This is a genomic window from Chachezhania sediminis (assembly GCF_009765275.1).
Classification (GTDB): Bacteria; Pseudomonadota; Alphaproteobacteria; order Rhodobacterales; family Rhodobacteraceae; genus Chachezhania; species Chachezhania sediminis.
Genome location: NZ_VOPH01000001.1, coordinates 83885 through 106235, shown reverse-complemented (window position 1 = coordinate 106235; position 22351 = coordinate 83885). Strand labels below are relative to the sequence as shown.

The window sequence follows — 22351 nt, the reverse complement described above, 5'->3', positions numbered from 1 at the left end:
CCTCCCCCCGACTTTTCTACGGGAATCCCCTGACTGTTTCGCAGTGCAAAATTGCATTCCGAAATCTGATTGACAACGTGGTAGTCCAGCGGGACAGTCCCGTCAACGCTCTGGCACAGGACGTGCCGGAAGGAGGAGGACATCATGAAAGCGATGCTGAGCACCGCCCCCGGCGGCCCCGAAACACTCGAGCTGACGGAACTCCCGGATCCCACACCTGACAAAGGTCAGGTTACTGTGCGGGTTCACGCGGCCGGGGTCAACTTTCCCGATACGCTGATCATCCGGGACCTGTATCAGTTCAAGCCGGAACGCCCCTTCGCCCCGGGCGGGGAAATCGCCGGCGAAGTGCTGGCCGTCGGCGACGGCGTGACGGGTTTTTCCGTTGGAGACCGGGTACTTGGGATGACCGGGCATGGCGGTTTCGCCACCCATCTGAACGTCGAGGCAGAGCGCCTGGCCAAGATCCCCGAGACGATGCCATATGACGATGCGTCATGTCTGACCCTGACCTACGGCACCTCCTATCACGCGCTGAAGGACCGGGCCGAATTGCAGCCGGGCGAGAAGCTGCTGATTCTGGGCGCAGCCGGTGGCGTAGGCACGGCAGCGATCGAACTGGGCAAGGCCATGGGCGCCACCGTGATCGCGGCCGTGTCGTCTCAGGACAAGGCGGATTTCTGCAAGGAACTGGGCGCGGACGAGGTCATCATCTATGACCGCGACCTCGACAAGGACGGGCAGAAGGCGTTTTCCGACCAGATCAAGAAGGTTTCGGGCGGGGGCGTCGATGTCGTCTATGACGCCGTGGGCGGCGCCTATGCCGAACCCGCGGTCCGCGCGCTGAACTGGAAGGGCCGGTTCCTGGTCGTGGGTTTCCCTGCCGGCATCCCGAAAATCCCGCTGAACCTGACCCTGCTGAAGGGCTGCCAGATCGTCGGCGTCTTCTGGGGCGCGCACACGAAGATCGAACCCGACCTGCACGAACAGAACGTGAAGGACCTGTTCGCCATGCATGCCGAAGGCAAGATCAAGCCGCGGATCAGTGCGACCCTGCCTTTGGAAAAGGCAGGCGAAGCGCTGCAATTGTTCATGGACCGCAAGGTTCTGGGCAAGGTCGTGCTCACCACCGAGTGAGCACGAGGCCCGGATCAGTCCAGATGCCCGATGTCGTTGTAGCCACGGATCGTCATCGTCTCGCCCTGGATCACCAGGCGCGAGATCGATCCGTTTTCCGCACCGCGGAAGGAAAACGGCCGGGATTCCGACGCGATGGACATGGCGGCACCGATCACGCCGCCATGGACCACCACGGCGACCAGTTCGTCGGGATGCGCCTGGGCGATCCGCAGAAGGCCGGCGCGGACGCGACCATGGAAATCGGCGGTGGTCTCGGCCCCCGGGATTTCGCCGTATTCATGGTTTTCATGGGCGCGCAGGATGGCCGGGTGCCGTTCGGCCGCCATGATGCGATAAAGCCCTGCGTCCCAGTCGCCCAGGAAGATCTCCCGCAGGTCGCCTTCGACCCTGGGCGTCAGGCCCAGGTGACCGGCCAGCGGGGCCGCCGTCTGGTGGGTGCGGGTCAGCGTGGTGACGTAGATGGCGGAAATCGGCATGTGTTTCAGCCGTTCGCCCACCTTCACCGCCTGTTCCTCGCCCTCGGGGTGCAGCAGCGGGTTGCCGTGGCCGTCGATGGTTTCGAAGCTTTCGCCGGGAATGGCCGGCATGGTGCGGCCATGACGAATCAACAGCATGTCGCAAGCCCCTGCAGGCGGGGCATATTTCGTCTGATGGTATTCCTTGGTCTCGGTCTTGGTGTCGGACATGCGGCGCGCTCCCTCGGTCATTCGGATGGATCCGGTTGCCCGCACCTAGCCGCAAGGCAGCCGATTTGACAACGTGATTGCGGGATCGCCCGATCGCGCATGGGAGGAGATAGAGTATGAAAAATCGCCAGGTGGTGATCGCTGAACTGCCGAAAGGCGCGCTGACGCCCGAACATTTCCGGCTGGAAGAGACCGAGATGCCGGTCCCCGGAGACGGTGAGGTGCTGCTGAAGACGATCCTGATGTCCATCGACGCGGCCAACCGCGCATGGATGCAGGGCGCCACCTATCGCGAGCCGGTTCTGGCCGGCGACGCAATGCACACCTATGCGGTCAGCGAGGTGGTCGAAAGCAAGTCGGACAGGTTTCGGCCGGGTGACATCGTGGCCGCCGAAAGCCGCTGGGCGGACTATGTCGTGCGCCCCGCGAAAACCCTTGTAAAACAACCGGATGTACGCCCCCTTTCACATCTTCACTCCGCCTATGGCATCGCCGGCAAGACGGCGTTCCACGGGCTGATAGGCGTGGGTCGGCCGCTGCCCGGGGAAACCGTCGTCGTCTCTGCTGCGGCCGGGTCGGTCGGCATGTTCGTGGGCCAGATCGCCAAGGCGATCGGCTGCCGCGCCGTGGGCATCGCCGGCGGGGCCGATAAATGCGACTGGGTCGTCAGCGAACTGGGCTTCGATGCCTGCGTCGACTATCGAGATCCCAGCTTTTTCAAGGCCTTGAAGAAGGCAGCCCCGGATGGGATCGACGTCTATTTCGACAATGTAGGCGGCAAGGTCCTGGAAACTGTCCTGTTCCAGATGAACGAAAAGGGCCGCATCGCCTGCTGCGGCGCCGTCAGCCAGTATGACAGCGCGGCCCCCGCCGGCCCGCGCAACGTGCCCGGCATGGTCGTGGTGAAGCGCCTGCGGATGGAAGGCTTCATCGTCATGGACTTTGCCCAGAACGACGCCGCTGCCGTGAAGGCGCTGAAGACCTGGACCGACAGCGGCCAGGTCAAGGTCGTGGAAGACATCGTCGAGGGTCTGGAAAACGCACCCGCAGCCCTTATCGGCCTGCTGGCTGGCGAAAACCGCGGCAAGCGGATGGTCCGGGTTGCCCCGGATCCTGCCTGAACAAGACACCCCGAAAGACCCCAATAAGGAGACCCAGAGATGGCAGCAATCGACGACGTGCTCGCAGCCAGCGAGCCGCTGATCGGCAAGGAAACCGGCGTCACCGAGTGGCGCACCGTCGATCAGACCATGATTGACACCTTCGCCGAATGTACCGACGACCACCAATGGATCCATGTCGATGTGGAACGCGCGAAGAAGGAGACGCCCTTCGGCACCACGATCGCGCACGGGTTCCTGACACTCTCGCTTGGCTCGACCATGGCCTATGAATGCGCGACACCGATGCCCGGGCAATTGATGAGCCTGAATTACGGGTTCGACAAGGTCCGCTTTCTGAACCCGGTCAAGTCGGGATCGCGGGTCCGCGGTCGTTTCGTCCTGCAATCGATCAAGAAGCGAAAGCCGAACGAAATCCTTCGCACGAACCTTTTCACGGTGGAAATCGAAGGCGAGGAAACCCCGGCGCTGGTGGCCGAATGGCTGGGCCTGACGATCTTTCCGCCTGCGGAATGATCGGCTTTGCCGCGAAAGATCCCTAAAACCTTGTTTTAGCCGGACAAGCGTTGCATTGTCCGTTTGTTAACACTGGGGCTTCACAGAACGCCGCTCCGAATTTGCCGGAGCGGACCTATTTCCGTTCTGCCGTGACTGCATCTGGTGTTTTCCCAGGCCACGGACCGAACGATGACCCTACGCGATTACCTGTCCTATGTCGTGAATGCCCGCACGCTGGAAGAGCTGTGGGACGCCCATACAAGCCAGATGGAAGATTTCGGTTTCGACCGGCTATTCTATGGCTGCACCCGGTATCGAACTGAAACCTCTCTGGGCGATCCCGACGACTTCGTCATCCTGACGAACCACGATTCCGCCTATGTCGACGGCTTCCTGCATGCAGGCCGCTATTACCACGCGCCGATGTTCCAGTGGGCGCTGGAAAACGAAGGGGCGGCCAGCTGGCGGTTGATCCCGGACATGATCGCCAAATACAGCACCAGCAAGGATCTGAAGCGGGTTTTCGAGTTCAATCAGAAGATGGGCGTGACCGTTGGCTACACGATCAGCTTCAAGTCGATTTCCGGTCGGTCCAAAGGCGCCCTGTCGCTGTGCGCCAGGAACGGCCTTAGCCAGGGCGAAATCGACGATATCTGGGCGGAACGCGGCGATGACATTCACCTGATGAACCAGGTCATGCACCTGAAGGTCCTGACCCTGCCCTATTCGCCCCCGAACCGCAGCCTGACCCGCCGCCAGCGCGAGGCGCTGCAATGGGTCGGCGACGGCAAGACAACGCAGGATATCGCGCTGCTGATGGGCCTGACGGCCGCCACCGTGGAAAAGCACCTGCGGCTGGCACGCGAAACGCTGTCGGTTGAAACCACGGCCCAGGCGGTGATGAAGGCGTCGCTTCTGAACCAGATGTACGTCGTCGAGGCATGAGGCCCCGAATCGATTCGGCAAGGGCCTGACCAGTCACGAATCCAACACTTCCAAAATTAACGACCTTTTGCGAACCTTTCGGTGTTCCGTGAGTGGTGGCTTTGGCCTGGGAACATCGGGGACTGACCCTTGCCATTTCAAGGCTCTCTGACCTGTCCGGCCCGGTCGTGCATTTTCCATGTGTCGGGTCGGAACCCCGGCCTGTCGCTGTCCCTGTCCCCGGCCGGAGCCGTGCCCTCCTCGGCAATCGGGTCCCGTTCGCATCGATCCGGCCGCGGGCCGGCCCCTTTCAACCGGCGGCAGGGGCCGGTGCACTTGCGTTGCGCCTTGGATACGCCCGGCATGATCCGGCCGGCGGTTTAACCCTGCGGGCTGCCCCGCCATTGCCAACACGGGACGCGGCCCGTAGGTGTTGAAACTGGCGCTGGCATTGCCCCGCGTCCCTACGGACTGGAGATTCCGGATTGGCTCCTCACTCCTCCGCCCAGCCTGAGCGGGTCTTCTCCGCCACGGGCGGCTATGATGATCTGCGTGCGGTGCCGGATCTCGACCGCATCAGCGCCCGGATCGAACAGGGTCTGGCCACCGCCATCGCCGGGGCACAGGCGGCCCCTGCGCCTGAAAAGCTGGCCCGCGCCATCGATTATGCCGTGAACCCGGGCGGCGCCCGGATCCGGCCGACGATCCTGCTGTCTGTGGCCGCCGCCTGCGGCGAGGATCGGCCTGCGCTTTCGGAAGCCGCGGCCGTTGCGCTGGAACTGATCCACTGTGCCAGTCTGGTCCATGATGACCTGCCGTCCTTTGACAACGCGGAAACGCGGCGCGGGCGCCCGTCGCTGCACCGATCCTTTTCCGAACCGCTGGCCGTTCTGACCGGCGACAGCCTGATTGTGCTGGCCTTTGCCGTGCTGGCCAAGGGGGCCACCGGCGACAGCGCGATGCGGCTGCCGGCGCTGGTCCAGGTGCTGGCCGCGCGCACCGGCATGCCCGGGGGCATCTGTGCCGGCCAGGGCTGGGAAAGCGAAGACCAGATCGACCTGTCGGCCTATCATTGCGCCAAGACCGGAGCGCTGTTCATGGCAGCGACCCAGATGGGCGCCATTGCCGCCGGACAGGATCCGGCGCCGTGGGGCGAACTGGGCGCGCGCATCGGCGAGGCCTTCCAGATCGCCGACGACCTGCGCGACGCGCTGGGCGACGCCGGCGCGCTGGGCAAGCCCGTCGGCCAGGACGAGAAACTCGGCCGTCCCAACGCCGTCCACGACCTTGGCGTCGAAGGCGCCATGGCACGGCTGAAGAAGACGCTGGATGGCACGATTGCCTCTATCCCGTCGTGCCCGGGCGAAGCGGCGCTGGCCCAGACCGTGCACGGCTTTGCCAGACGCATCGTGCCGTCGAAGCTGATCCGCTGATCTTTGGGGAAGGTCGGTGAAAACCGCGGGGCAGCCTGTTGCCCCGCGTCGTTTCCTAAAGTGCCGCGAACTGGTCGCGCTGACGTTCGGTCCAGCGAACGGTGATGTCGTACCCGTCCTCGGTCTGGGTCTCGGTCTCCACCAGATCCCGTTCGAAGAGCCACGCGCGGCGACGCCCGTCGGCATAGGACAGGTGCAGCTCTACCCGTTCCCGCCGGCCCTGCAGCCTGACGGCCACCGCCTCCAGCAACGCCTCCAGCCCTTCGCCGGTGATGGCCGAGATCGGAAAGACCTCCTCCATCCGTTCGGCACGGGCGCGCAGCGCCGCGGCCTCGTCTTCCGGCAGGCGGTCGATCTTATTGAAGACCTGCAGCCGCGGCCGGTCGTTTTCCACACCCAGCGAGGTCAGGATCGTTTCCACATCCCGGGCCTGCATGTCCGCTTCTTCCGCGCTGGCGTCGTGGACGTGCAGGATCAGATCGGCGGCCAGCACCTCTTCCAGCGTGGCGCGGAAGGCCGCGACCAGTTCCGTCGGCAGGTCCGAAATGAACCCCACCGTGTCAGACATGATGACCTCGGGGCCGTCAGGCAGCTGCACGCGGCGCATGGTCGGGTCCAGCGTGGCGAAAAGCATGTCCTTCGCCATCACGTCCGCACCCGTCAACCGGTTAAACAGCGTGGACTTTCCGGCGTTGGTATAACCCACAAGGGCCACGATCGGATAAGGCACCTTGGCCCGCGCCGCGCGGTGCAGCGCGCGGGTCTTCACGACCTTTTCCAGCTGCCGGCGCAGGCGCACCAGCTGCGTGTCGATGGCACGGCGGTCGGCCTCGATCTGGGTTTCCCCAGGGCCGCCGACAAAGCCAAGCCCGCCCCGCTGCCGCTCCAGGTGGGTCCAGGCGCGGACCAGCCGGGTGCGCTGATAGCTGAGCGCCGCCATTTCCACCTGCAGCACGCCTTCCCGCGTGCGGGCACGGTCGGAAAAGATTTCCAGGATCAGCCCGGTCCGGTCCAGAATCTTGACCTTCCAGACCTTTTCCAGGTTCCTCTGCTGCACCGGGCTAAGCGATCCGTCGATCAGCACCAGTTCCACATCGGCGGCCTTGAAGGTGGCCCTCAGCTCCTCGATCTTGCCGGATCCGAACAATTCGCCAGGATGGGGCTTCGGCAGGCGCACAATATCGCTGCCCATCACCTCCAGATGCGGCAGCGCCGCGGCCAGCGCCACGGCCTCTTCCAGCGCCGGCCCTGCGGCGCGGCGGTCCCTGTCTGATGTGATCTCGGGGTGCAGGACCCAAGCTCTGGTGGGCGTGTCGCGCCCGGCCGGTTCCTCGCCCAGCGGGGTCGCGTCGTTCAGGATGTCGCGATGTTCTTCGCTCAAGATCCTTCGTCACCGTCGTAAAGGTTGATCGGCTGTGCCGGCATGATGGTCGAAATCGCGTGCTTGTAGACCAGCTGCGACTGTCCGTCGCGGCGCAGGAGCACGCAGAAATTGTCGAACCAGGTGATGACGCCCTGCAGTTTGACGCCATTGATAAGGAAGATGGTTACAGGAACCTTGGTTTTTCTGACGTGATTGAGAAACGCGTCCTGCAGGTTTTGTCTGTCCGATGCCATATTGCCGAAGTCTCGCCTTTTTTCTTGTGGCACATCGCCATGCGTTGCGTGCTTCGGCCAGAGTATGAAGGGCGTTCCGGGGAGATTCCAGCCCGAAATGCCTGACCATTTGGTCATAAATCACTGTGCTTTGCGTCCACCCGCACAGCAGCCATGCGCCTGTGACATGCCTTCAGCTGCGCCAAAGATCCGGTGACAGCAATGCAATGATGGCCAGCGCCTCCAGCCGGCCCAGAATCATGGCGGCGCAGATCACGCCCTTGGTCCATGGTCCAAGCTCGACCAGGCGAATCGGAACTTCGGGCGCGAATTCGATCAGCGGGCCTGTCGTCGACAGCGACGCGATGGCCAGCACGATGGCCTGTTCGAAATCCGACCCCAGGGCCGCCAGCACGGCCGAGACCAGCGCCAGCGACATCGCGTAAAGCATGAAGAACACCCAGGCGATGAAGGCGCCGTCCTTCTGGATCCGCCGGTTCCGCGCGCCGGCCCCGCTGACCGAGGACGGATAGACCAGCCGCTCCATCTCTCGCACGCCGGTCAGGTACAGGGCGAAGACCCGCAGCAGCTTGACGCCGCCCGCAGTGGTGGCAACCCCGCCGCCGATCAGCGACAGGCCCAGCAGGATCAGACCGGGCGTGCCGATACCCGACCAGTTCCGCGCCAGCTGCCAGTCGGCGCTTTCGAAACCGGTTGTCGTCAGGAAGGACATGACGGTGAACAGCGTGCCCCACAGCGCCCGCATGGCAGCGCGCAGGTTCTCTCCATCCATGAAGTCCAGCGCGGCCACCCAGTGACGCAGGAAAAGCAGCACCGTTACGCCGCCGACCAGGGCCAGGCCCATCCGGACCTCCGGGTCCTGGACGATGCGGCGGGTGCCGGGCAGAACGGTGTCGCTGCTGAAGGTGATCCGCGACAGGGCAAAAACCATGAAGCAGAGCATCACCGCCTCGCCCGCGCGGCCCGCGACACCGCCGTCGATCCCACCCACCGGAGAGATGCCCGAGGTCGACATGACCGACATGGAATGGATCAGCGCGGTCAGCGTCGCCTCGCCCAGCATCAGCTGCAGCACCCAGCAGGCCAGCGTCAGCCCGGCATAGATCGGCGCCAGCATCTTGGTCGTCCGCCACAGGCGTGTCTGCGGGTCGATCCGGTCCTGCCGCATGGCCCCGCCCACATGGTTGGCATGGCCGACCTCGCCGCGGGCCGTGATCTCGAACCCGCCCAGCGACAGCGGGGCCAGGACGGCGGCGGCGGCCACCCACATCAGGAAGCCGCCCAGCCAGGCCACCTGCGCGCGCCACAGGTGCAGCGAAGGCGCCAGGCGGTTCGGGTCGGCGAACAGGTCCGCCCCGGTCGTGGTCAGGGCGCTGACCATGTCGAAATAAGCGTTCAGGAACGTGGTGTTGCGCATCGATTCCTGCAGCGGCACTGCCAGGAAGACAGGCAGTACCGAGAAGGTCGCGAAAAGCGACAGAAGCTGGCCCAGCGTGCCGTTCTTTGCCGGATGGTTGATCACCGCCAGCGACACCAGTGCCACGACGAACAGCCCCATCGTCCCGCCATAGAAGAACACGCGCGAGATGTCGTAGTCGTAAAGCGCCAGGGCGTGGATCGCGGGAATGTACATCGATGCCGCGGCAACGGCCCAGATCAGCACGAAAAGCGGCAGGCGCATCAACCCGGTCGCCTGCCCGCTCCTTTGCGACGTTCCCGGCGGCAGCGGCCCCGCGGCCAGGTTCCCCGGCCGGCGCCCCCGCGGCGTGACCCCAGGAGAGCCGATCCGGCCCGCGCCGCGGCGGCCGGGGCCGTCAGGCAATCGGTTCGGCGGGTCGACGGGGGGCGGCATCGGCGGGGTTCTCCTGCAAGATCAGAAAGTTGCGCACTATTTCCAAATCAGAAGAAGTCGATCGAGACCTGCATCAGACGTTCCACTTCCTTCACGTCGTCAGCCATCGCGAAGATGGCGACGACATCGCCCTCCTCGATCCGGATCTCGCCCGAGGTCTTCAGCAGCTCGCCCTTGCGCATCACCGCCCCGACCAGCACGCCTTCGGGGAAATCGATATCGCGGATCTTCTGGCCCGCCATCGGCGAGGTCGACAGAACCTCGGCTTCGATCACCTCGGCTTCGGCATCGCCGATGGAATAGACCTCGCGGACGCGGCCGTGGCGGATGTGGCGCAGGATCGACGACACGGTCGTTGCCCGCGGGTTGATATAAGCGTCGATGCCCAGCGGTCCCATCAGCGGGATCAGCGTGGGATCGTTGATCAGCGCGATGGCCAGTGGACAGCCACTGGCCTTGGCGCGCACGGCCACCAGCATGTTGGTCTTGTCGTCATCGGTCACCGCCAGCAGCGCGTCGGCGCGTTCGATCCCGGCCTCGGACAGCAGCGCGGCATCCAGCCCGTCGCCGTGCAGCACGATCGTCCGCTCCAGGCGGTCGGCGGCACGTTCGGCCTTGGCGCGGTCCCGTTCGATGACCTTGGCGCGGATCCGGCCTTCCTTGTTGCGTTCCAGCTCCAGCGCGACGGCCAGCCCCACGTTCCCGCCGCCGGCGATGACGACGCGGTCCTGTTTCCCGTGCTGCTTGCCGAAGACTTCCAGCGTGCGGCTGACATCGGCCGAATGGACGAAGACATAGATCTCGTCCCCGACGAACAGCTGGTCGTTGGACTCGGGCGCGAACAGCGTCCCCTCGCGGCGGATTCCCACCACCCGGGCGCGCAGCGTGGAAAACAGGTCGGTCAGCTGGCGCAGCGGCGTGTTCACCACCGGGCAGGAATCGTCCAGCGCAATGCCCAGAAGCTGCGCCTTGCCACCCATGAAGGTTTCGGTGTCGAAGGCCGCGGGCGCCGACAGGCGCTGCAGCGCGGCCGCCGCCACTTCCTTCTCGGGCGAGATCACGACGTCGATGGGCAGGTGATCGCGCCGATAGAGGTCGGAATAGATGACGTTCAGATAGCTTTGCGCCCGAAGGCGGGCGATCTTGCGCCGGATGCCGAAGACCGAATGGGCCACCTGGCAGATGACCATGTTCACTTCGTCGGAATAGGTGGCGGCGATGACCATGTCCGCATCGCGTGCCCCTGCCCGGTCCAGGACATCGGGGTGCGAGGCGAAGCCGGCAATGCCCGCGACGTCCAGCGTATCCGTGGCCCGGCGGACCAGATCGGGGTTGTTGTCGACGACCGTGACGTCGTTCTGCTCGCCCGACAGGTGGCGGGCAATCTGCCAACCGACCTGACCGGCGCCGCAAATGATGACCTTCATGGGCCTTCGCGCTCCCGGCTTGCTGCCAGTTTCGCTGTCTGACAGGTCGCCGCTGTGGGGTCAATTCAATTGTCGCCACACCTGTCGACTCACCGGCCAACATATGGCCCGTCCATCGAAATCCGGCATTGGATGGACTTCGCCCGCGGCCGCGATAGAATATCCGGCGACAGGTGTGATCTGGTGCAGAGTATCGACATGACCCGGCGCAAAGGCCGCAAAACCAAACTTCTTCTCGGCCTCCTGGGGCTGGGTGCCCTGGCTGGATGCGGCCCGGTTTCGGTCTACTATCAGCAGGGCGTCAGCGGCACGCGGACGGTGGACGACATCAACGCCTGCCAGGTCAGCGCGCTGAAGGATGCGCCTGCGGCCATGCAGGTCCGGCAGCTGCCGCCCGTGTTCTGGCCTGGCTATACTCAGTGCTATCCCAACGGTGCCGGTGGGCAGAACTGCTATACCACGCCCGGCTACTGGGTGGATGGCGGGGTCGAGACCTATGATCCCAATGCGCCCCTGCGGTCGCGGCTGACCGATCAGTGCATGATGAAGCGGGGCTATGCTCCCCTGTCGCTACCGCGGTGCAGCGATGCTGTCCGCGCGTCGGTCCCGCCGGCGCTGAACGACAAGATGCCGCCGATCACGTCGTCGTCCTGCGTGGTGCTCTATGGGAATGGCTACTGGCGTATCGTCACGCCGGGGGCCTGACGGGGCCTGATCGGGGGCCCATTAGGAACCCCAGCCGCCGGCCGGAAAGCCGCCCCGCCGCATGGGCGGGGCCGCCCGAGTTCAGAATGCGCCCATCATCGACGGGCCGGAATTCTGCCCGTTGTTCTGGCTGCGCAACGCGGTCAGTTCTTCCGCGACCAGGAAGGCCAGTTCCAGCGACTGGGAAGCGTTCAGGCGCGGGTCGCAGGCCGTGTGATACCGGTCCGACAGGTCCGCATCCGTCACGGCGTGGACGCCGCCGGTGCATTCGGTCACGTCCTGGCCCGTCATCTCGAAATGCACGCCGCCGGGGTTCGCACCTTCGGCTGCGCAGACGGCGAAGAACTCGCGCACCTCGCGCAGGACGCTTTCGAACGGCCGGGTCTTGTAGCCCGATGAGGACTTGATCGTGTTGCCGTGCATCGGGTCGCAGACCCACAGCACGTTCGCGCCTTCCTCCTGCACCGCGCGGATCAGCTTGGGCAGGTGGTCGCCCACCTTGCCCGCACCGAAACGCGAGATCAGGGTCAGCCGGCCGGCCTCGTTTTCCGGATTCAGCTTGGCCATCAGCTTCTTCAGATCGTCCGTCGTCATCGACGGGCCGCATTTCAGGCCGATCGGGTTCAGGACGCCGCTGCAGAATTCCACATGGGCACCGTCCGGCTGCCGCGTGCGGTCGCCGATCCAGATCAGATGGCCCGAGCCAGCCAGCCACTTGCCGGAGGTCGAATCGAGACGGGTCAGCGCCTCTTCGTATTCCAGCAGCAGCCCTTCATGGCTGGTATAGAATTCCACGGTCGACAGGGTGTGCGCGCTTTCGCGGGTCACGCCCGCCGCCCGCATGAAGTCCAGCGTGTCGGAAATCCGGTTCGCCATCTCGCGGAAGCGTTCGGCCTTTTCGCCTTCGGTGAAACCCAGCGTCCAGCCGTGGACACGGTTCACGTCGGCATAGCCGCCGGTTGAAAAGGCGCGGATCAGGTTCAGCGTCGCCGCTGCCTGCGTATAAGCCTGCAGCATCCGCTGCGGATCCGGGATCCGTGCTTCGGGCGTGGCCGCCAGATCGTTGATGATGTCGCCGCGATAGGACGGCAGTTCGACGCCGTCGATCACCTCGGTCGGCGCGCTGCGCGGTTTGGCGAACTGGCCGGCCATGCGGCCCACCTTGATCACCGGAACCTTGGCGCCATAGGTCAGCACCATCGCCATCTGCAGCATCACCTTGAAGGTGTCGCGGATCGCGTCGGCCGAAAACTGGTCGAAGCTTTCAGCGCAATCTCCGCCTTGCAGCAGAAATGCCTCGCCCCGGGCGGCCGAGCCCAGAAGCGATTTCAGGCGCCGAGCTTCCCCTGCAAAAACCAGCGGGGGATACTTGGCGAGTTGAGCTTCGGCTGCAGCCAGGGCTGCCGCGTCGGTATAATCCGGCATCTGCACGCGGGGTTTGCTGCGCCATGCCGTCTTTTGCCACTCGCCCATCGTCTTTCCTCCGTTCCGAAAAGGCGTAAGGCGGCCTCTATAGACCCGTAGGGTCCCCATGGCCACAGTTTTCGACCGCTGCCCGGGTCCTGCACAACAAAGAGCGTTTCGCTGCTTTTCCCGGCAGTTGGGCTTGGCCGCGCGCACCGCGGGACGGTGTGATCCGGGCCTATCCGGGGATACGCCCGCGTGACGACCGTGCCACCCGGCGGCATCGGCACATTGCACCCGACGCAACGGTCCGCGTCTTTCAACGCCGGCGGGCACAGGACCGGGCCCCAGAGAGGTGCCGGCGACCCTTGACCTGAGCCGCAAGCTCTGACCATGCTTTCCGGATAAAATGCGTCGCGCATGCGCCATACCGAAACGCCAGACATGACCGAGCACCGATCCTTCCTTTCCGCAGATCAGGGCGCGACCAAGTCGCGCCGTTTCGTTTTCGTGCTGCTCGACAAGTTCAGCCTCCTGTCCTTCTCTTCCGCGCTGGAATGCCTGCGGATCGCCAACCGGATGTCGAAGGCCACGCTCTACACCTGGACACTGGTGGGCGAAGGCGGCGACACGGTGCAGTGTTCCGCCGGCACCGCCTTCAAGCTGGACAATGACCTGGGCGTCCTGTCGCGGGACGACACGGTGCTTCTGTGCGGCGGATTGGACATCCAGACCGCCACGACGCGCACATTGATGAACTGGCTGCGGCGCGAGGCGCGCAAGGGCCTGGCCATGGGCGGTCTGTGCACCGCGTCCTATTCGCTGGCCCGTGCCGGCCTTCTGGACGGGCGCCGGGCGACGATCCACTGGGAAAACCAGGACAGCTTCTCCGAGGAATTCGAGGACGTGCGCCTGACCAAATCGGTCTTCGTCGTCGATGGCAACCGGCTGTCCACGGCCGGCGGAACCTCCTCCATCGACCTGATGCTGAAGCTGATTGCCGACGACCATGGAGAGGAACTGGCCAATGCCGTCGCCGACCAGATGATCTATTCCTCGATCCGGACCGACCAGGACACCCAGCGCCTGTCGGTGCCGACGCGGATCGGCGTGCGGCATCCGAAACTGTCGCTGGTCATCCAGATGATGGAAGCCAATATCGAGGAACCGATCAGCCCCGCGATCCTGGCGGCAGAGGTCGGTATGTCGACGCGCCAGCTGGAACGCCTGTTCCGCCGCTACCTGAACCGTTCGCCCAAGCGGTACTACATGGAACTGCGGCTTCAGAAGGCGCGGAACCTACTGATGCAGACGGACATGAGCGTGATCAACGTGGCACTGGCCTGCGGCTTCGCCTCGCCCTCGCATTTCTCGAAATGTTACCGCGCCCACTACCAGACCACACCATATCGCGAGCGGGGCGCACGCGGAAACCAGACGACGCGGCTGTCCGTCTAGGACATGCCCCGGCGGAAAGAGGATCCTTTTCCTGGTCCGGAACGTGTTAACCTCCTTGCAGGAGGTCCGGTGTGACGCGTTATCTGGTCCAGATGGTCCTGGCAGAGGCCATGGCGATTGCCCTTATCGCGCTGATCTATGCCGCACTGGTCCGGGGCATCCTGGCATATCCGGCGTGGATCCTTGCGGCCGGCGCGCTGCAGGGGCTGCTTCTGGGCACGGTTCAGCGCCACCGCCTGCGCCGCCTGGGATATCCCGCCCGCGCCTGGACACCCGTGACGGTTCTGGCCGCCACGGCCAGCTATGGCCTGTCGATCCTTGCGGGTATGGGTACTGCCGCGGACCCGACGGTTGCCGTCGACCCGATGGTCCGGCCGGACATCGCGATGCTGGCCGGGATGGGTGCGGCCATGGGGGCCGGCCTGGGCCTGTTGATGGGACTGGTCCAGCTGGTCGCCCTGCCATTCACCATGTCGCGCGCCAGCTGGGCGCTGGCCAACCTTTCTGGCTGGGCGCCCGCTGCCGCCGTTCTGGCGGTCGCGGCCGCGATTCCAGGCGCGGACTGGCCGCTGTGGCATGTCGGGCTGCTGGGGGCCGGCGCGGGCGCCGTTGCGGGCCTGTTCGTCGCCTGCCTGACATCGCCGGTCTTCCGCCCTGCGCTGGATTTCCAGGCCCGCGCGCGGCGGTAGGCATACCTCAATCCGATATCAGTCGGGCACCATCCGGTACAATGCGCCATCCGTCACCGACAAGAACCAGATCGACCCGTCCTCGCCCTCGACGATATCCCGCACGCGTCCGGTCTCTGCGCTTTCGATCCTCTCGCGTTCCCGCAATGGCCGACCGTCCAGACGCGCGATGTGGTTGAATTTCAGCGACCCCACGAAGATGTCGCCCCGCCATTCGGGCCAGAGCTTGCCGGAATAGACCAGCAACCCCGACGGCGCGATCGACGGATCCCAATAGAACTCCGGCTGCTCCATCCCCGCCTTGGCCGTGCCTTCGCCGATCCTGGCGCCGGAATAGTGCCGCCCGTAGGAAATCACCGGCCAGCCGTAATTGGCGCCCTTGCGGATCAGGTTCACCTCGTCGCCACCTTGCGCGCCGTGTTCGGACACCCACAGCCGGCCCTGCAGATCCAGGTCCGCACCTTGCGGGTTGCGGTGGCCATAGCTCCAGATCTCGGGCCGATGCCCTGCCTGGCCCACGAAAGGGTTGTCGGCCGGCACCGTCCCGTCGCGGTTCAGCCGCAGGACCGTGCCATTGTGGTTCGACAGGTCCTGCGCCGACGGCCGGTCGCCCCGTTCGCCCACAGTCAGGAACAACGTGCCGTCCCATGCCTCGACGACGCGCGAACCGAAATGCCGGTTGGTGCGACCCACCGGCGCCGCCTCGAACAGCACACGGACATCGCGCAGCCGCCGGCAATCGGGGCCCAGCCTGGCCGCCGCCAGTGCGGTGCCTGCGCCCTGCGGCTGGGGACTGGAGAAGGTCAGCAGGATCTCCCTGCTCCTGGCAAAATCGCGCGGGACCGTGACGTCCAAAAGGCCGCCCTGCCCGTTCGCCCAAACCCGTGGCAGGCCCGAGACCGGCGTGCTGCGACCGTCCCGAACGTGCAGAAGGCGTCCGCCGCGTTCGGTCACCAGGACGCCGCCGCCTGGCAGCAGTCCGATGCCCCAGGGTTCCTCCAGCCCCTGCAGGACTGCGTCGATCCGCACGCGGCCCGCGCTGGTGTCCACGGGTTCCGCCTGGGCCGGACCCGTCCATTCCAGAAACAGGATCAGGCTGATCAATAGGCGCATGGCTTGGACTCCGGCAGTTTCGGCTCCCCTCACGTTCTAGGGGACGTGTCCCGCCGGTCGAACCGTCTCATCAAAACGTGATCCAAGATCAGAGCGCGATGCCTGTCGCCAGAATGCCCAGGATGGCCACCGCCCCGCCCAGTCCGGGCACGCCAAAGACCACCCAGATGCGATAGGCACGGCGATAGATCCGCGGCAACCCGCCGCCCGTATCGCGGGCCAGCGCCGCCACGTTCCGCATCCAGACCTGCAATACCACGTTGACTAGGCAGACCGCCCCCACCAGCGCATTGAGAAGCATAGCCGCAACCATCCAGGTGCCGAACTGGCCCTGCCCGGCCTGCAGGGTCAGCGCCATGCCCGTCAGGAACTGAAGGAACGCGGCCGGGACCACGAGGGCCACCGCCGCCTGAACCGCGCTGGCCGCGGCATGAGCCACCAGCACCGGATCCGCGGTGCGGTGCGCCAGGAAGATGATCACCAGAATGGTGCTTCCGGTGCCGATGATGACACTGGCGCAAACGACATTGAGGAAAAGCACGACGTCGAAAACCATGGCGACATCCCCGGAACACGGCCAGCTCATCGTCACTCAATTGAAGGCAGGTCACAAATAACAACCCAAGGCTGAACGCCGCCTCCGCCACGTCAACGGGCGATTTGCGTAGCAAATGATGTCGAATGATGAAATTCTCCGCCTCTTCCTCTTGCCATCCGCAGCCCGTCGTGGATGGATCGGCGGAACAATCGAAAAGGCCCCGCAGTGGGTCGATACCGAACAGGGGACCATTCACGGTGCCAACAGGGAACGCGATGATCGTCGTCGACGGGGTGCACAAGCATTTCGGCGGCTTCCACGCGGTCGATGGGGCCACGCTCTCGATCCGCCGCGGATCGGTGACCGGGCTGATCGGCCCGAATGGCGCGGGCAAGACGACGCTTTTCAACGTGATCGCGGGCGTGCTGCCGCCCAGCTCGGGCACCGTCACCATGGATGGTGAGGACATCACCGGCCTGCCCCCGCACGAGCTTTTCTCCAAAGGCCTCCTGCGCACCTTTCAGATTGCACACGAATTCTCGTCCATGACCTGCCGCGAGAACCTGATGATGGTCCCCGGCGGCCAATCGGGAGAGACGTTGTGGAACACCTGGTTCGGCCGCAAACGGATTGCCGAGGAGGAACGCGCCCTTCGGGCCAGGGCGGACGAGGTGCTGGACTTCCTGACCATCTCGCACCTCGCCGATCAGAAGGCCGGCCAGATCTCCGGCGGCCAGAAGAAATTGCTGGAGCTGGGCCGCACCATGATGGTCGATGCCAAGGTCGTCTTTCTGGACGAGGTCGGCGCCGGCGTGAATCGCACGCTTCTGAACACGATCGGCGACGCTATCCTGCGGCTGAACCAGGAACGCGGCTATACCTTCGTGGTGATCGAACACGACATGGACTTCATCGAACGCCTCTGCGATCCGGTGATCTGCATGGCCGAAGGCAAGGTCCTGGCCGAAGGCACCCTGGCCGAGATCAAGGCCAACGAGCACGTCATCGAGGCCTATCTGGGCACCGGTCTCAAGAACAAGGTGGCGGTATGAGCGGGACAGCGGGCGTCGCAAGTGTGAGTATTTGCAAAGAGGAGAAGCTGGCACCGCGCGCACGCGCCTTCCGGATGCCGGGCCTGGCGTGGGCGGCGCGCGCCCCTGACTTCTTCTCTTTCCAAATCCTCCGGGGGGAACGGCCCGCAGGGTCGTGGGGGGCAGAGCCCCCCTTTCCGGCCCGGGACGCGCAAGGATCGGCAGGATGAGCGACCCCTACGGCGACCGCGGCAACAAGGACCGCTCGATCACGAAGGGCGGCAGCAGCACGCTGCAGGCAGGCCGCTATTCGGGCCAGCCGGGTCCGGCCGCGTCGGACGAGCCGTTCCTGATCGGCTCCGCCATGACCGGCGGCTACGGCAAGGGCCCGGACATCCTGCATGATTGCACCATCGCCGTCGAAAAGGGCGAAATCGCGGTGATCGTGGGCCCGAACGGCGCCGGCAAGTCGACCGCGATGAAGGCAGTCTTCGGCATGCTGGACCTTCGGGGCGGCGACGTCCGGCTGGACGGCGAGAGCATCGCCAGCCTGTCGCCCCAGGCACGGGTCGTGAAGGGCATGGGTTTCGTGCCCCAGACCCAAAACATCTTCACCACCATGACGGTGGAGGAGAACCTGGAAATGGGTGCCTTCATCCGCAAAGACGACTTCCGCGGCACGATGGAGCAGGTCTATGACCTGTTCCCGATCCTGAAGGAGAAGCGGCGCCAGAAAGCGGGCGAGCTGTCGGGCGGGCAGCGTCAGCAGGTGGCCGTGGGCCGCGCGCTGATGACCCGGCCCAAGGTCCTGATGCTGGACGAACCCACCGCCGGTGTCAGTCCCATCGTGATGGACGAGCTTTTCGACCGGATCATCGAAGTCGCCCGCACCGGCATCCCGATTCTGATGGTGGAACAGAACGCCCGCCAGGCGCTGGAGATCGCGGACAAGGGCTATGTTCTGGTGCAGGGTTGCAATGCTCATTCCGGGACCGGACAGGATCTGCTGGCGGACCCCGAGGTCCGGCGCAGTTTCCTGGGGGGATGAGGATGAGTTACCCGATCCGACATGGGAACCGCGCGCTGTACGCGCGTCCGCCAACGGGCGCCCGGCCGGGCGATATCAACCGACGCAACCTTCCGGGGGCCGCATGGACGCTCTGAACGCCCTCGTGGCGCTCACCAATTTCGTGATCGTGCCGGCAGTGGCCTATGGCAGCCAGCTGGCGCTGGGCGCGCTGGGGGTGACGCTGGTCTATGGCATCCTGCGGTTTTCCAACTTCGCCCATGGCGACACGATGGCCTTCGGCGCCATGATCGTCGTCTTGGTGACCTGGGGCCTGCAGGGCGCGGGCGTGTCCATCGACCCGCTTCCCACCGCGCTGCTGGCGATCCCGTTCGGGATCTTGGGCACTATCGTGCTTGTGCTGATCACCGACCGGCTGGTCTATCGCTTTTATCGCGCCCAGAAGGCCAAGCCGGTGATCCTGGTCATCGTCTCGATGGGTGTGATGTTCATCATGAACGGCATCGTCCGCTTCATCATTGGCCCCGGCGACCAACGCTTTGCCGATGGCGAACGCTTCATCGTCTCGGCCCGCGACTTCAAGGAGTGGAGCGGCCTGGCCGAGCCCCTGGCGATCCGCACGACCCAGGGCATCACCGTCGTGACCGCCGTGATCGTGGTGGCGCTTCTGTTCTGGTTCCTGGGCCGGACCCGCACAGGCAAGTCGATGCGCGCCTATTCCGACAACGAGGATCTGGCGCTGCTGTCCGGCATCAACCCCGAACGCGTGGTGATGGTGACCTGGATCATCGTGGCGGCGCTGGCCACCATTGCCGGCACGCTTTACGGCCTGGACAAGAGCTTCAAGCCCTTCGTCTATTTCCAGCTGTTGCTGCCGATCTTCGCGTCCGCCATTGTGGGCGGCCTGGGCAACCCGCTGGGGGCAATCGCCGGCGGCTACCTGATCGCCTTTGCCGAGGTCGCGATCACCTATCCGCTGAAGAAGGTGCTGGGTTATCTGCTGCCGGAAAGCCTGGCGCCCGACGGGTTGGTCCAGCTTCTGAGCACCGATTACAAGTTCGCGGTGTCCTTCGTGATCCTGCTGATCGTCCTGCTGTTCAAGCCGACGGGCCTTTTCGACGGGAGGGCGCATTGATGTCGGACGGTCTGCGCAATTCGCTGCTGTTCGGGGCGGTGGCCCTGCTGATCGTGGGAGCCGGCGTGATCCAGGGCGCCAATACGGCGCTTCTGATCGTGAACATGGGCCTGATTTCGGCCATCATGGCCATTGGCGTGAACCTGCAATGGGGTTTTGCCGGGCTTTTCAACATCGGGGTTATGGGCTTTGTCGCGCTTGGCGGTCTGGCCGCCGTGCTGATCGCCATGCCCCCCACGACAGAGGCCTGGGCCGCCGGCGGTCTGGGCGTCATCGTGGCGTTGCTGCTGGGCGCCGCGACCGTGGTCCTGGCCGTCCTGGTCCGGTTGCGCATGCCCAAGGGACCGCTGCGCCTTCTGGCGATGCTGGTGATCCTGATCGGCGGTTTTTTTCTCTACCGGAGCGTGTTCGACCCGGCAACGTCCGCGGTCGAGGCGGTGAACCCCGCCGGCACGGGGTATCTGGGCGGTCTGGGCCTGCCGGTGATCATCGGCTGGCCGGTGGGCGGTCTTCTGGCGGCCGGCGCGGCCTGGCTGGTGGGCAAGACGGCGCTGGGCCTGCGATCGGATTACCTGGCCATCGCGACGCTGGGCATTGCCGAAATCACGATCTCTGTCCTGAAGAACGAGGACTGGCTGGCACGCGGCGTGAAAAACGTGGTGGGCCTGCCCCGTCCGGTCCCTTACGAGGTCGACCTGCAGGCCAGCGAAGGCTTCGTTCAGGCGGCCGCCGATTTCGGGATGGATCCGGTCATCGCCTCGGCCCTGGTGGTGAAACTGGCTTATGCCGCGCTGTTCACGGCCGTGCTGGTCGTGGTGCTGGTCGGTGCCCAGCTTGCGCTGAAAAGCCCTTGGGGCCGCATGATGCGCGCCATCCGCGACAACGAAACCGCGGCCGAGGCGATGGGCAAGGACGTTACCAGGCGCCATCTGCAGATCTTCGTGCTGGGGTCCGCCGTCGTGGGCGTGGCAGGCGCGATGATGACGACCCTGGACGCCCAGCTTACGCCTGGCACCTATCAACCCTTGCGCTTTACCTTCCTGATCTGGGTCATGGTGATCGTGGGCGGATCTGGCAACAATTTCGGGTCGGTCCTGGGGGGCTTCCTGATCTGGTTCCTCTGGGTCGAGGTCGAGCCGATGGGCCATGTCCTGATGTCGCTGGTCACGTCCGGCATGGCCGACGACAGCGCCATCAAGGCCAATCTGTTGGACAGTGCGGCCCATATGCGGATGCTGACCATGGGTCTGGTCCTGCTTCTGGTCCTTCGGTTTTTCCCGCGTGGGTTGATACCAGAAAAATAGCTACATTCTGCTTTAGCGAAATTTCCGAAGAATTCGTTCTCTTCGGATAGCTTTCGTTAGGACTTTGCTGTCATTTTAAGCCAGTCCGCCGGCGTCTCTCCGGCGTGGCGGACTTCTTCCTCCCTGTCAGACTGGCCGTGCCTTCGGGCACGGCTTTTTTCCGCATAAGTTATGCTTCTGCAGCATTTTTTTTCTTCGTCGCGCCGATCACAATTCAACGCAGGACTGTTGACCGCACGCAGGTTGTTTCGTAACGTCGCGAACAATACTAAGTCGGCCGGTCCGACGGGGAGAAAGACTGCAGAAGGGGGCCGCACGGTCCCCTTTTCGCTTATCTTAAACATGTGTTGTTAAGCATCCGGACTGAAACCGCAGGAACGCCCCGCGGCAAGACCGTTTCCCGGTCCGTTTCATGCCCGGGACCTGTATACTTGCGACGGATTTCGGGACATGCCCTGCGCCGCATTGCGCCTGCCGTGCACAAGTTCGGGACCAGCCCGTGATCGCCCCCTGACAGCCGCGCGCGCGCGTGCTAAGGACGCGGAACAATACATCATTCTGCGAGAGTCCCATGGTTCGATATCTGACACCGCTTCTGGCCGCCGCGCTTTGTCTGGGCACCCTGCCCGCCCTGGCGCAGGACAGCACGGATTCGACCGCATCCGAAACCCCGTCGCAGACGGCGGACAGCGGCCTTGACCTGGGTCAGCCGGTCAACGACGCGCCCCAGAACGGCGAACGCTATCTGAAAGAGACCATCGGCGACTGGAGCCTGGCCTGCATCAAGACCGATCTGGAAACCGATCCCTGCTCGATCATGCAGATCCTGAACGACAAGTCGGGCAATTCCGTCGCCGAAATCTCGTTGTTCCGACTGGAAGGCGCGGGCCAGGCCGTGGCCGCCGCGACGGTCATCGTGCCGCTGGAAACCCTTCTGCCTGCGCAGCTGACCATTGCCGTCGATGGCAACAAGGGCAAGCGCTACAACTACAACTTCTGCAACCCGGTGGGCTGCTATGCCCAGATCGGACTGACCGCCGACGACATCGCCGCGTTCAAGAAGGGCAGTGTCGCCAAGATCTCGCTGGTGCCAGCCCCGGCCCCCGATCAGGTGGTCGAACTGGAAATGTCGCTGGCAGGCTTCACCGCCGGCTATGACCTCGTGGACGTCGTTAGCAACAACTGATCCGGTTCACGGACCGAAAAAGGCGCCGTCCCTGTCGGGGCGGCGCCTTTTTTCTTGGGCCGT

At 64.7% G+C, this 22351-nt stretch carries 21 protein-coding genes; 13 read left to right on the top strand and 8 right to left on the bottom strand.

Annotated features, from left to right (window positions below):
- Positions 1 to 144 precede the first annotated feature (144 nt).
- Positions 145 to 1137: an NADPH:quinone oxidoreductase family protein gene (locus FQK05_RS00505; RefSeq protein WP_158963554.1), complete on the top strand. Its 993-nt coding sequence runs from the start codon at positions 145 to 147 to the stop codon at positions 1135 to 1137.
- 14 nt (positions 1138 to 1151) lie between these two features.
- On the opposite strand, the gene FQK05_RS00500 is transcribed toward FQK05_RS00505, so the two are convergent.
- Positions 1152 to 1826, bottom strand: a complete 675-nt coding sequence (locus FQK05_RS00500; RefSeq protein ID WP_158963553.1) for a histidine phosphatase family protein — start codon at positions 1824 to 1826, stop codon at positions 1152 to 1154.
- 116 nt (positions 1827 to 1942) lie between these two features.
- Between FQK05_RS00500 and FQK05_RS00495 the strand changes: the two genes are divergently transcribed.
- The 4 genes from FQK05_RS00495 to FQK05_RS00480 all read left to right on the top strand — a co-directional run bounded on the left by FQK05_RS00495 (position 1943) and on the right by FQK05_RS00480 (position 5802).
- Positions 1943 to 2947, top strand: coding sequence for an NADP-dependent oxidoreductase (locus FQK05_RS00495; protein ID WP_158963552.1), 1005 nt, complete (start codon positions 1943 to 1945; stop codon positions 2945 to 2947).
- 39 nt (positions 2948 to 2986) lie between these two features.
- Positions 2987 to 3463, top strand: coding sequence for a MaoC family dehydratase (locus FQK05_RS00490; protein ID WP_158963551.1), 477 nt, complete (start codon positions 2987 to 2989; stop codon positions 3461 to 3463).
- A 171-nt stretch (positions 3464 to 3634) separates the two neighbouring features.
- A complete protein-coding gene (locus FQK05_RS00485; protein ID WP_158963550.1) occupies positions 3635 to 4390 on the top strand; it encodes a LuxR family transcriptional regulator in 756 nt (251 codons plus the stop codon).
- A 578-nt stretch (positions 4391 to 4968) separates the two neighbouring features.
- A complete protein-coding gene (locus FQK05_RS00480) occupies positions 4969 to 5802 on the top strand; it encodes a polyprenyl synthetase family protein (protein WP_158964748.1) in 834 nt (277 codons plus the stop codon).
- Positions 5803 to 5857: 55 nt separating this feature from the next.
- Here the strand turns inward: FQK05_RS00480 and hflX are convergent, their stop codons facing one another.
- The 4 genes from hflX to trkA form a co-directional block, all read right to left on the bottom strand.
- Positions 5858 to 7141 (bottom strand): GTPase HflX, encoded by a 1284-nt coding sequence (gene hflX / locus FQK05_RS00475; protein WP_158964747.1) that lies wholly within the window; start codon positions 7139 to 7141, stop codon positions 5858 to 5860.
- Between the two features lie 38 nt (positions 7142 to 7179).
- Positions 7180 to 7419, bottom strand: a complete 240-nt coding sequence (gene hfq / locus FQK05_RS00470) for an RNA chaperone Hfq (protein WP_121065231.1) — start codon at positions 7417 to 7419, stop codon at positions 7180 to 7182.
- Between the two features lie 172 nt (positions 7420 to 7591).
- A complete protein-coding gene (locus FQK05_RS00465; RefSeq protein WP_233270295.1) occupies positions 7592 to 9100 on the bottom strand; it encodes a TrkH family potassium uptake protein in 1509 nt (502 codons plus the stop codon).
- A gap of 218 nt (positions 9101 to 9318) precedes the next feature.
- Positions 9319 to 10698: a Trk system potassium transporter TrkA gene (trkA, locus tag FQK05_RS00460; protein ID WP_158963549.1), complete on the bottom strand. Its 1380-nt coding sequence runs from the start codon at positions 10696 to 10698 to the stop codon at positions 9319 to 9321.
- Between the two features lie 198 nt (positions 10699 to 10896).
- On the opposite strand from trkA, the gene FQK05_RS00455 reads away from it, so the two are divergent.
- Entirely contained in the window at positions 10897 to 11403 is a 507-nt protein-coding gene (locus FQK05_RS00455) for a hypothetical protein (protein WP_158963547.1), read from the top strand.
- Positions 11404 to 11484: 81 nt separating this feature from the next.
- Here FQK05_RS00455 and FQK05_RS00450 read toward each other — a convergent pair whose 3' ends face one another.
- Positions 11485 to 12876, bottom strand: a complete 1392-nt coding sequence (locus FQK05_RS00450) for a class II 3-deoxy-7-phosphoheptulonate synthase (protein ID WP_158963545.1) — start codon at positions 12874 to 12876, stop codon at positions 11485 to 11487.
- 375 nt (positions 12877 to 13251) lie between these two features.
- Here FQK05_RS00450 and FQK05_RS00445 point away from each other — a divergent pair, with 375 nt between their 5' ends.
- Both FQK05_RS00445 and FQK05_RS00440 read left to right on the top strand, forming a co-directional pair.
- Entirely contained in the window at positions 13252 to 14265 is a 1014-nt protein-coding gene (locus FQK05_RS00445; protein WP_158964745.1) for a GlxA family transcriptional regulator, read from the top strand.
- Between the two features lie 71 nt (positions 14266 to 14336).
- Positions 14337 to 14954, top strand: a complete 618-nt coding sequence (locus FQK05_RS00440; RefSeq protein ID WP_158963543.1) for a hypothetical protein — start codon at positions 14337 to 14339, stop codon at positions 14952 to 14954.
- A gap of 18 nt (positions 14955 to 14972) precedes the next feature.
- On the opposite strand, the gene FQK05_RS00435 is transcribed toward FQK05_RS00440, so the two are convergent.
- Positions 14973 to 16067, bottom strand: coding sequence for a PQQ-dependent sugar dehydrogenase (locus FQK05_RS00435; RefSeq protein ID WP_158963541.1), 1095 nt, complete (start codon positions 16065 to 16067; stop codon positions 14973 to 14975).
- Between the two features lie 88 nt (positions 16068 to 16155).
- Positions 16156 to 16623 (bottom strand): DUF2269 family protein, encoded by a 468-nt coding sequence (locus tag FQK05_RS00430; protein WP_158963539.1) that lies wholly within the window; start codon positions 16621 to 16623, stop codon positions 16156 to 16158.
- A 257-nt stretch (positions 16624 to 16880) separates the two neighbouring features.
- Between FQK05_RS00430 and FQK05_RS00425 the strand changes: the two genes are divergently transcribed.
- The 5 genes from FQK05_RS00425 (at position 16881) to FQK05_RS00405 (ending at position 22288) form a co-directional block, all read left to right on the top strand.
- Positions 16881 to 17657, top strand: coding sequence for an ABC transporter ATP-binding protein (locus FQK05_RS00425; protein ID WP_158963537.1), 777 nt, complete (start codon positions 16881 to 16883; stop codon positions 17655 to 17657).
- A 205-nt stretch (positions 17658 to 17862) separates the two neighbouring features.
- Positions 17863 to 18684 (top strand): ABC transporter ATP-binding protein, encoded by an 822-nt coding sequence (locus FQK05_RS00420; RefSeq protein WP_158963535.1) that lies wholly within the window; start codon positions 17863 to 17865, stop codon positions 18682 to 18684.
- Positions 18685 to 18787: 103 nt separating this feature from the next.
- On the top strand, positions 18788 to 19798 hold the full coding sequence (locus FQK05_RS00415) for a branched-chain amino acid ABC transporter permease (RefSeq protein WP_158963533.1): 1011 nt from the start codon (positions 18788 to 18790) through the stop codon (positions 19796 to 19798).
- Positions 19798 to 21102 (top strand): branched-chain amino acid ABC transporter permease, encoded by a 1305-nt coding sequence (locus FQK05_RS00410; RefSeq protein WP_158963531.1) that lies wholly within the window; start codon positions 19798 to 19800, stop codon positions 21100 to 21102. Before FQK05_RS00415 ends, FQK05_RS00410 begins: the two co-directional genes overlap by 1 nt.
- 571 nt (positions 21103 to 21673) lie before the next feature.
- Positions 21674 to 22288 (top strand): invasion associated locus B family protein, encoded by a 615-nt coding sequence (locus FQK05_RS00405; RefSeq protein WP_158963529.1) that lies wholly within the window; start codon positions 21674 to 21676, stop codon positions 22286 to 22288.
- Positions 22289 to 22351: the final 63 nt, after the last annotated feature.

Excerpts from the sequence above, each read along its gene's own strand:
- FQK05_RS00505 (WP_158963554.1), top strand. The coding sequence starts at position 145 with ATGAAAGCGATGCTGAGCACCGCCCCCGGCGGCCCCGAAACACTCGAG.
- FQK05_RS00500 (WP_158963553.1), bottom strand. The coding sequence starts at position 1,826 with ATGTCCGACACCAAGACCGAGACCAAGGAATACCATCAGACGAAATAT.
- FQK05_RS00495 (WP_158963552.1), top strand. The coding sequence starts at position 1,943 with ATGAAAAATCGCCAGGTGGTGATCGCTGAACTGCCGAAAGGCGCGCTG.
- FQK05_RS00490 (WP_158963551.1), top strand. The coding sequence starts at position 2,987 with ATGGCAGCAATCGACGACGTGCTCGCAGCCAGCGAGCCGCTGATCGGC.
- FQK05_RS00485 (WP_158963550.1), top strand. The coding sequence starts at position 3,635 with ATGACCCTACGCGATTACCTGTCCTATGTCGTGAATGCCCGCACGCTG.
- hfq (WP_121065231.1), bottom strand. The coding sequence starts at position 7,419 with ATGGCATCGGACAGACAAAACCTGCAGGACGCGTTTCTCAATCACGTC.
- FQK05_RS00465 (WP_233270295.1), bottom strand. The coding sequence starts at position 9,100 with ATGCGCCTGCCGCTTTTCGTGCTGATCTGGGCCGTTGCCGCGGCATCG.
- trkA (WP_158963549.1), bottom strand. The coding sequence starts at position 10,698 with ATGAAGGTCATCATTTGCGGCGCCGGTCAGGTCGGTTGGCAGATTGCC.
- FQK05_RS00455 (WP_158963547.1), top strand. The coding sequence starts at position 10,897 with ATGACCCGGCGCAAAGGCCGCAAAACCAAACTTCTTCTCGGCCTCCTG.
- FQK05_RS00450 (WP_158963545.1), bottom strand. The coding sequence starts at position 12,876 with ATGGGCGAGTGGCAAAAGACGGCATGGCGCAGCAAACCCCGCGTGCAG.
- FQK05_RS00445 (WP_158964745.1), top strand. The coding sequence starts at position 13,252 with ATGACCGAGCACCGATCCTTCCTTTCCGCAGATCAGGGCGCGACCAAG.
- FQK05_RS00435 (WP_158963541.1), bottom strand. The coding sequence starts at position 16,067 with ATGCGCCTATTGATCAGCCTGATCCTGTTTCTGGAATGGACGGGTCCG.
- FQK05_RS00430 (WP_158963539.1), bottom strand. The coding sequence starts at position 16,623 with ATGGTTTTCGACGTCGTGCTTTTCCTCAATGTCGTTTGCGCCAGTGTC.
- FQK05_RS00425 (WP_158963537.1), top strand. The coding sequence starts at position 16,881 with ATGATCGTCGTCGACGGGGTGCACAAGCATTTCGGCGGCTTCCACGCG.
- FQK05_RS00420 (WP_158963535.1), top strand. The coding sequence starts at position 17,863 with ATGAGCGACCCCTACGGCGACCGCGGCAACAAGGACCGCTCGATCACG.
- FQK05_RS00415 (WP_158963533.1), top strand. The coding sequence starts at position 18,788 with ATGGACGCTCTGAACGCCCTCGTGGCGCTCACCAATTTCGTGATCGTG.
- FQK05_RS00410 (WP_158963531.1), top strand. The coding sequence starts at position 19,798 with ATGTCGGACGGTCTGCGCAATTCGCTGCTGTTCGGGGCGGTGGCCCTG.
- FQK05_RS00405 (WP_158963529.1), top strand. The coding sequence starts at position 21,674 with ATGGTTCGATATCTGACACCGCTTCTGGCCGCCGCGCTTTGTCTGGGC.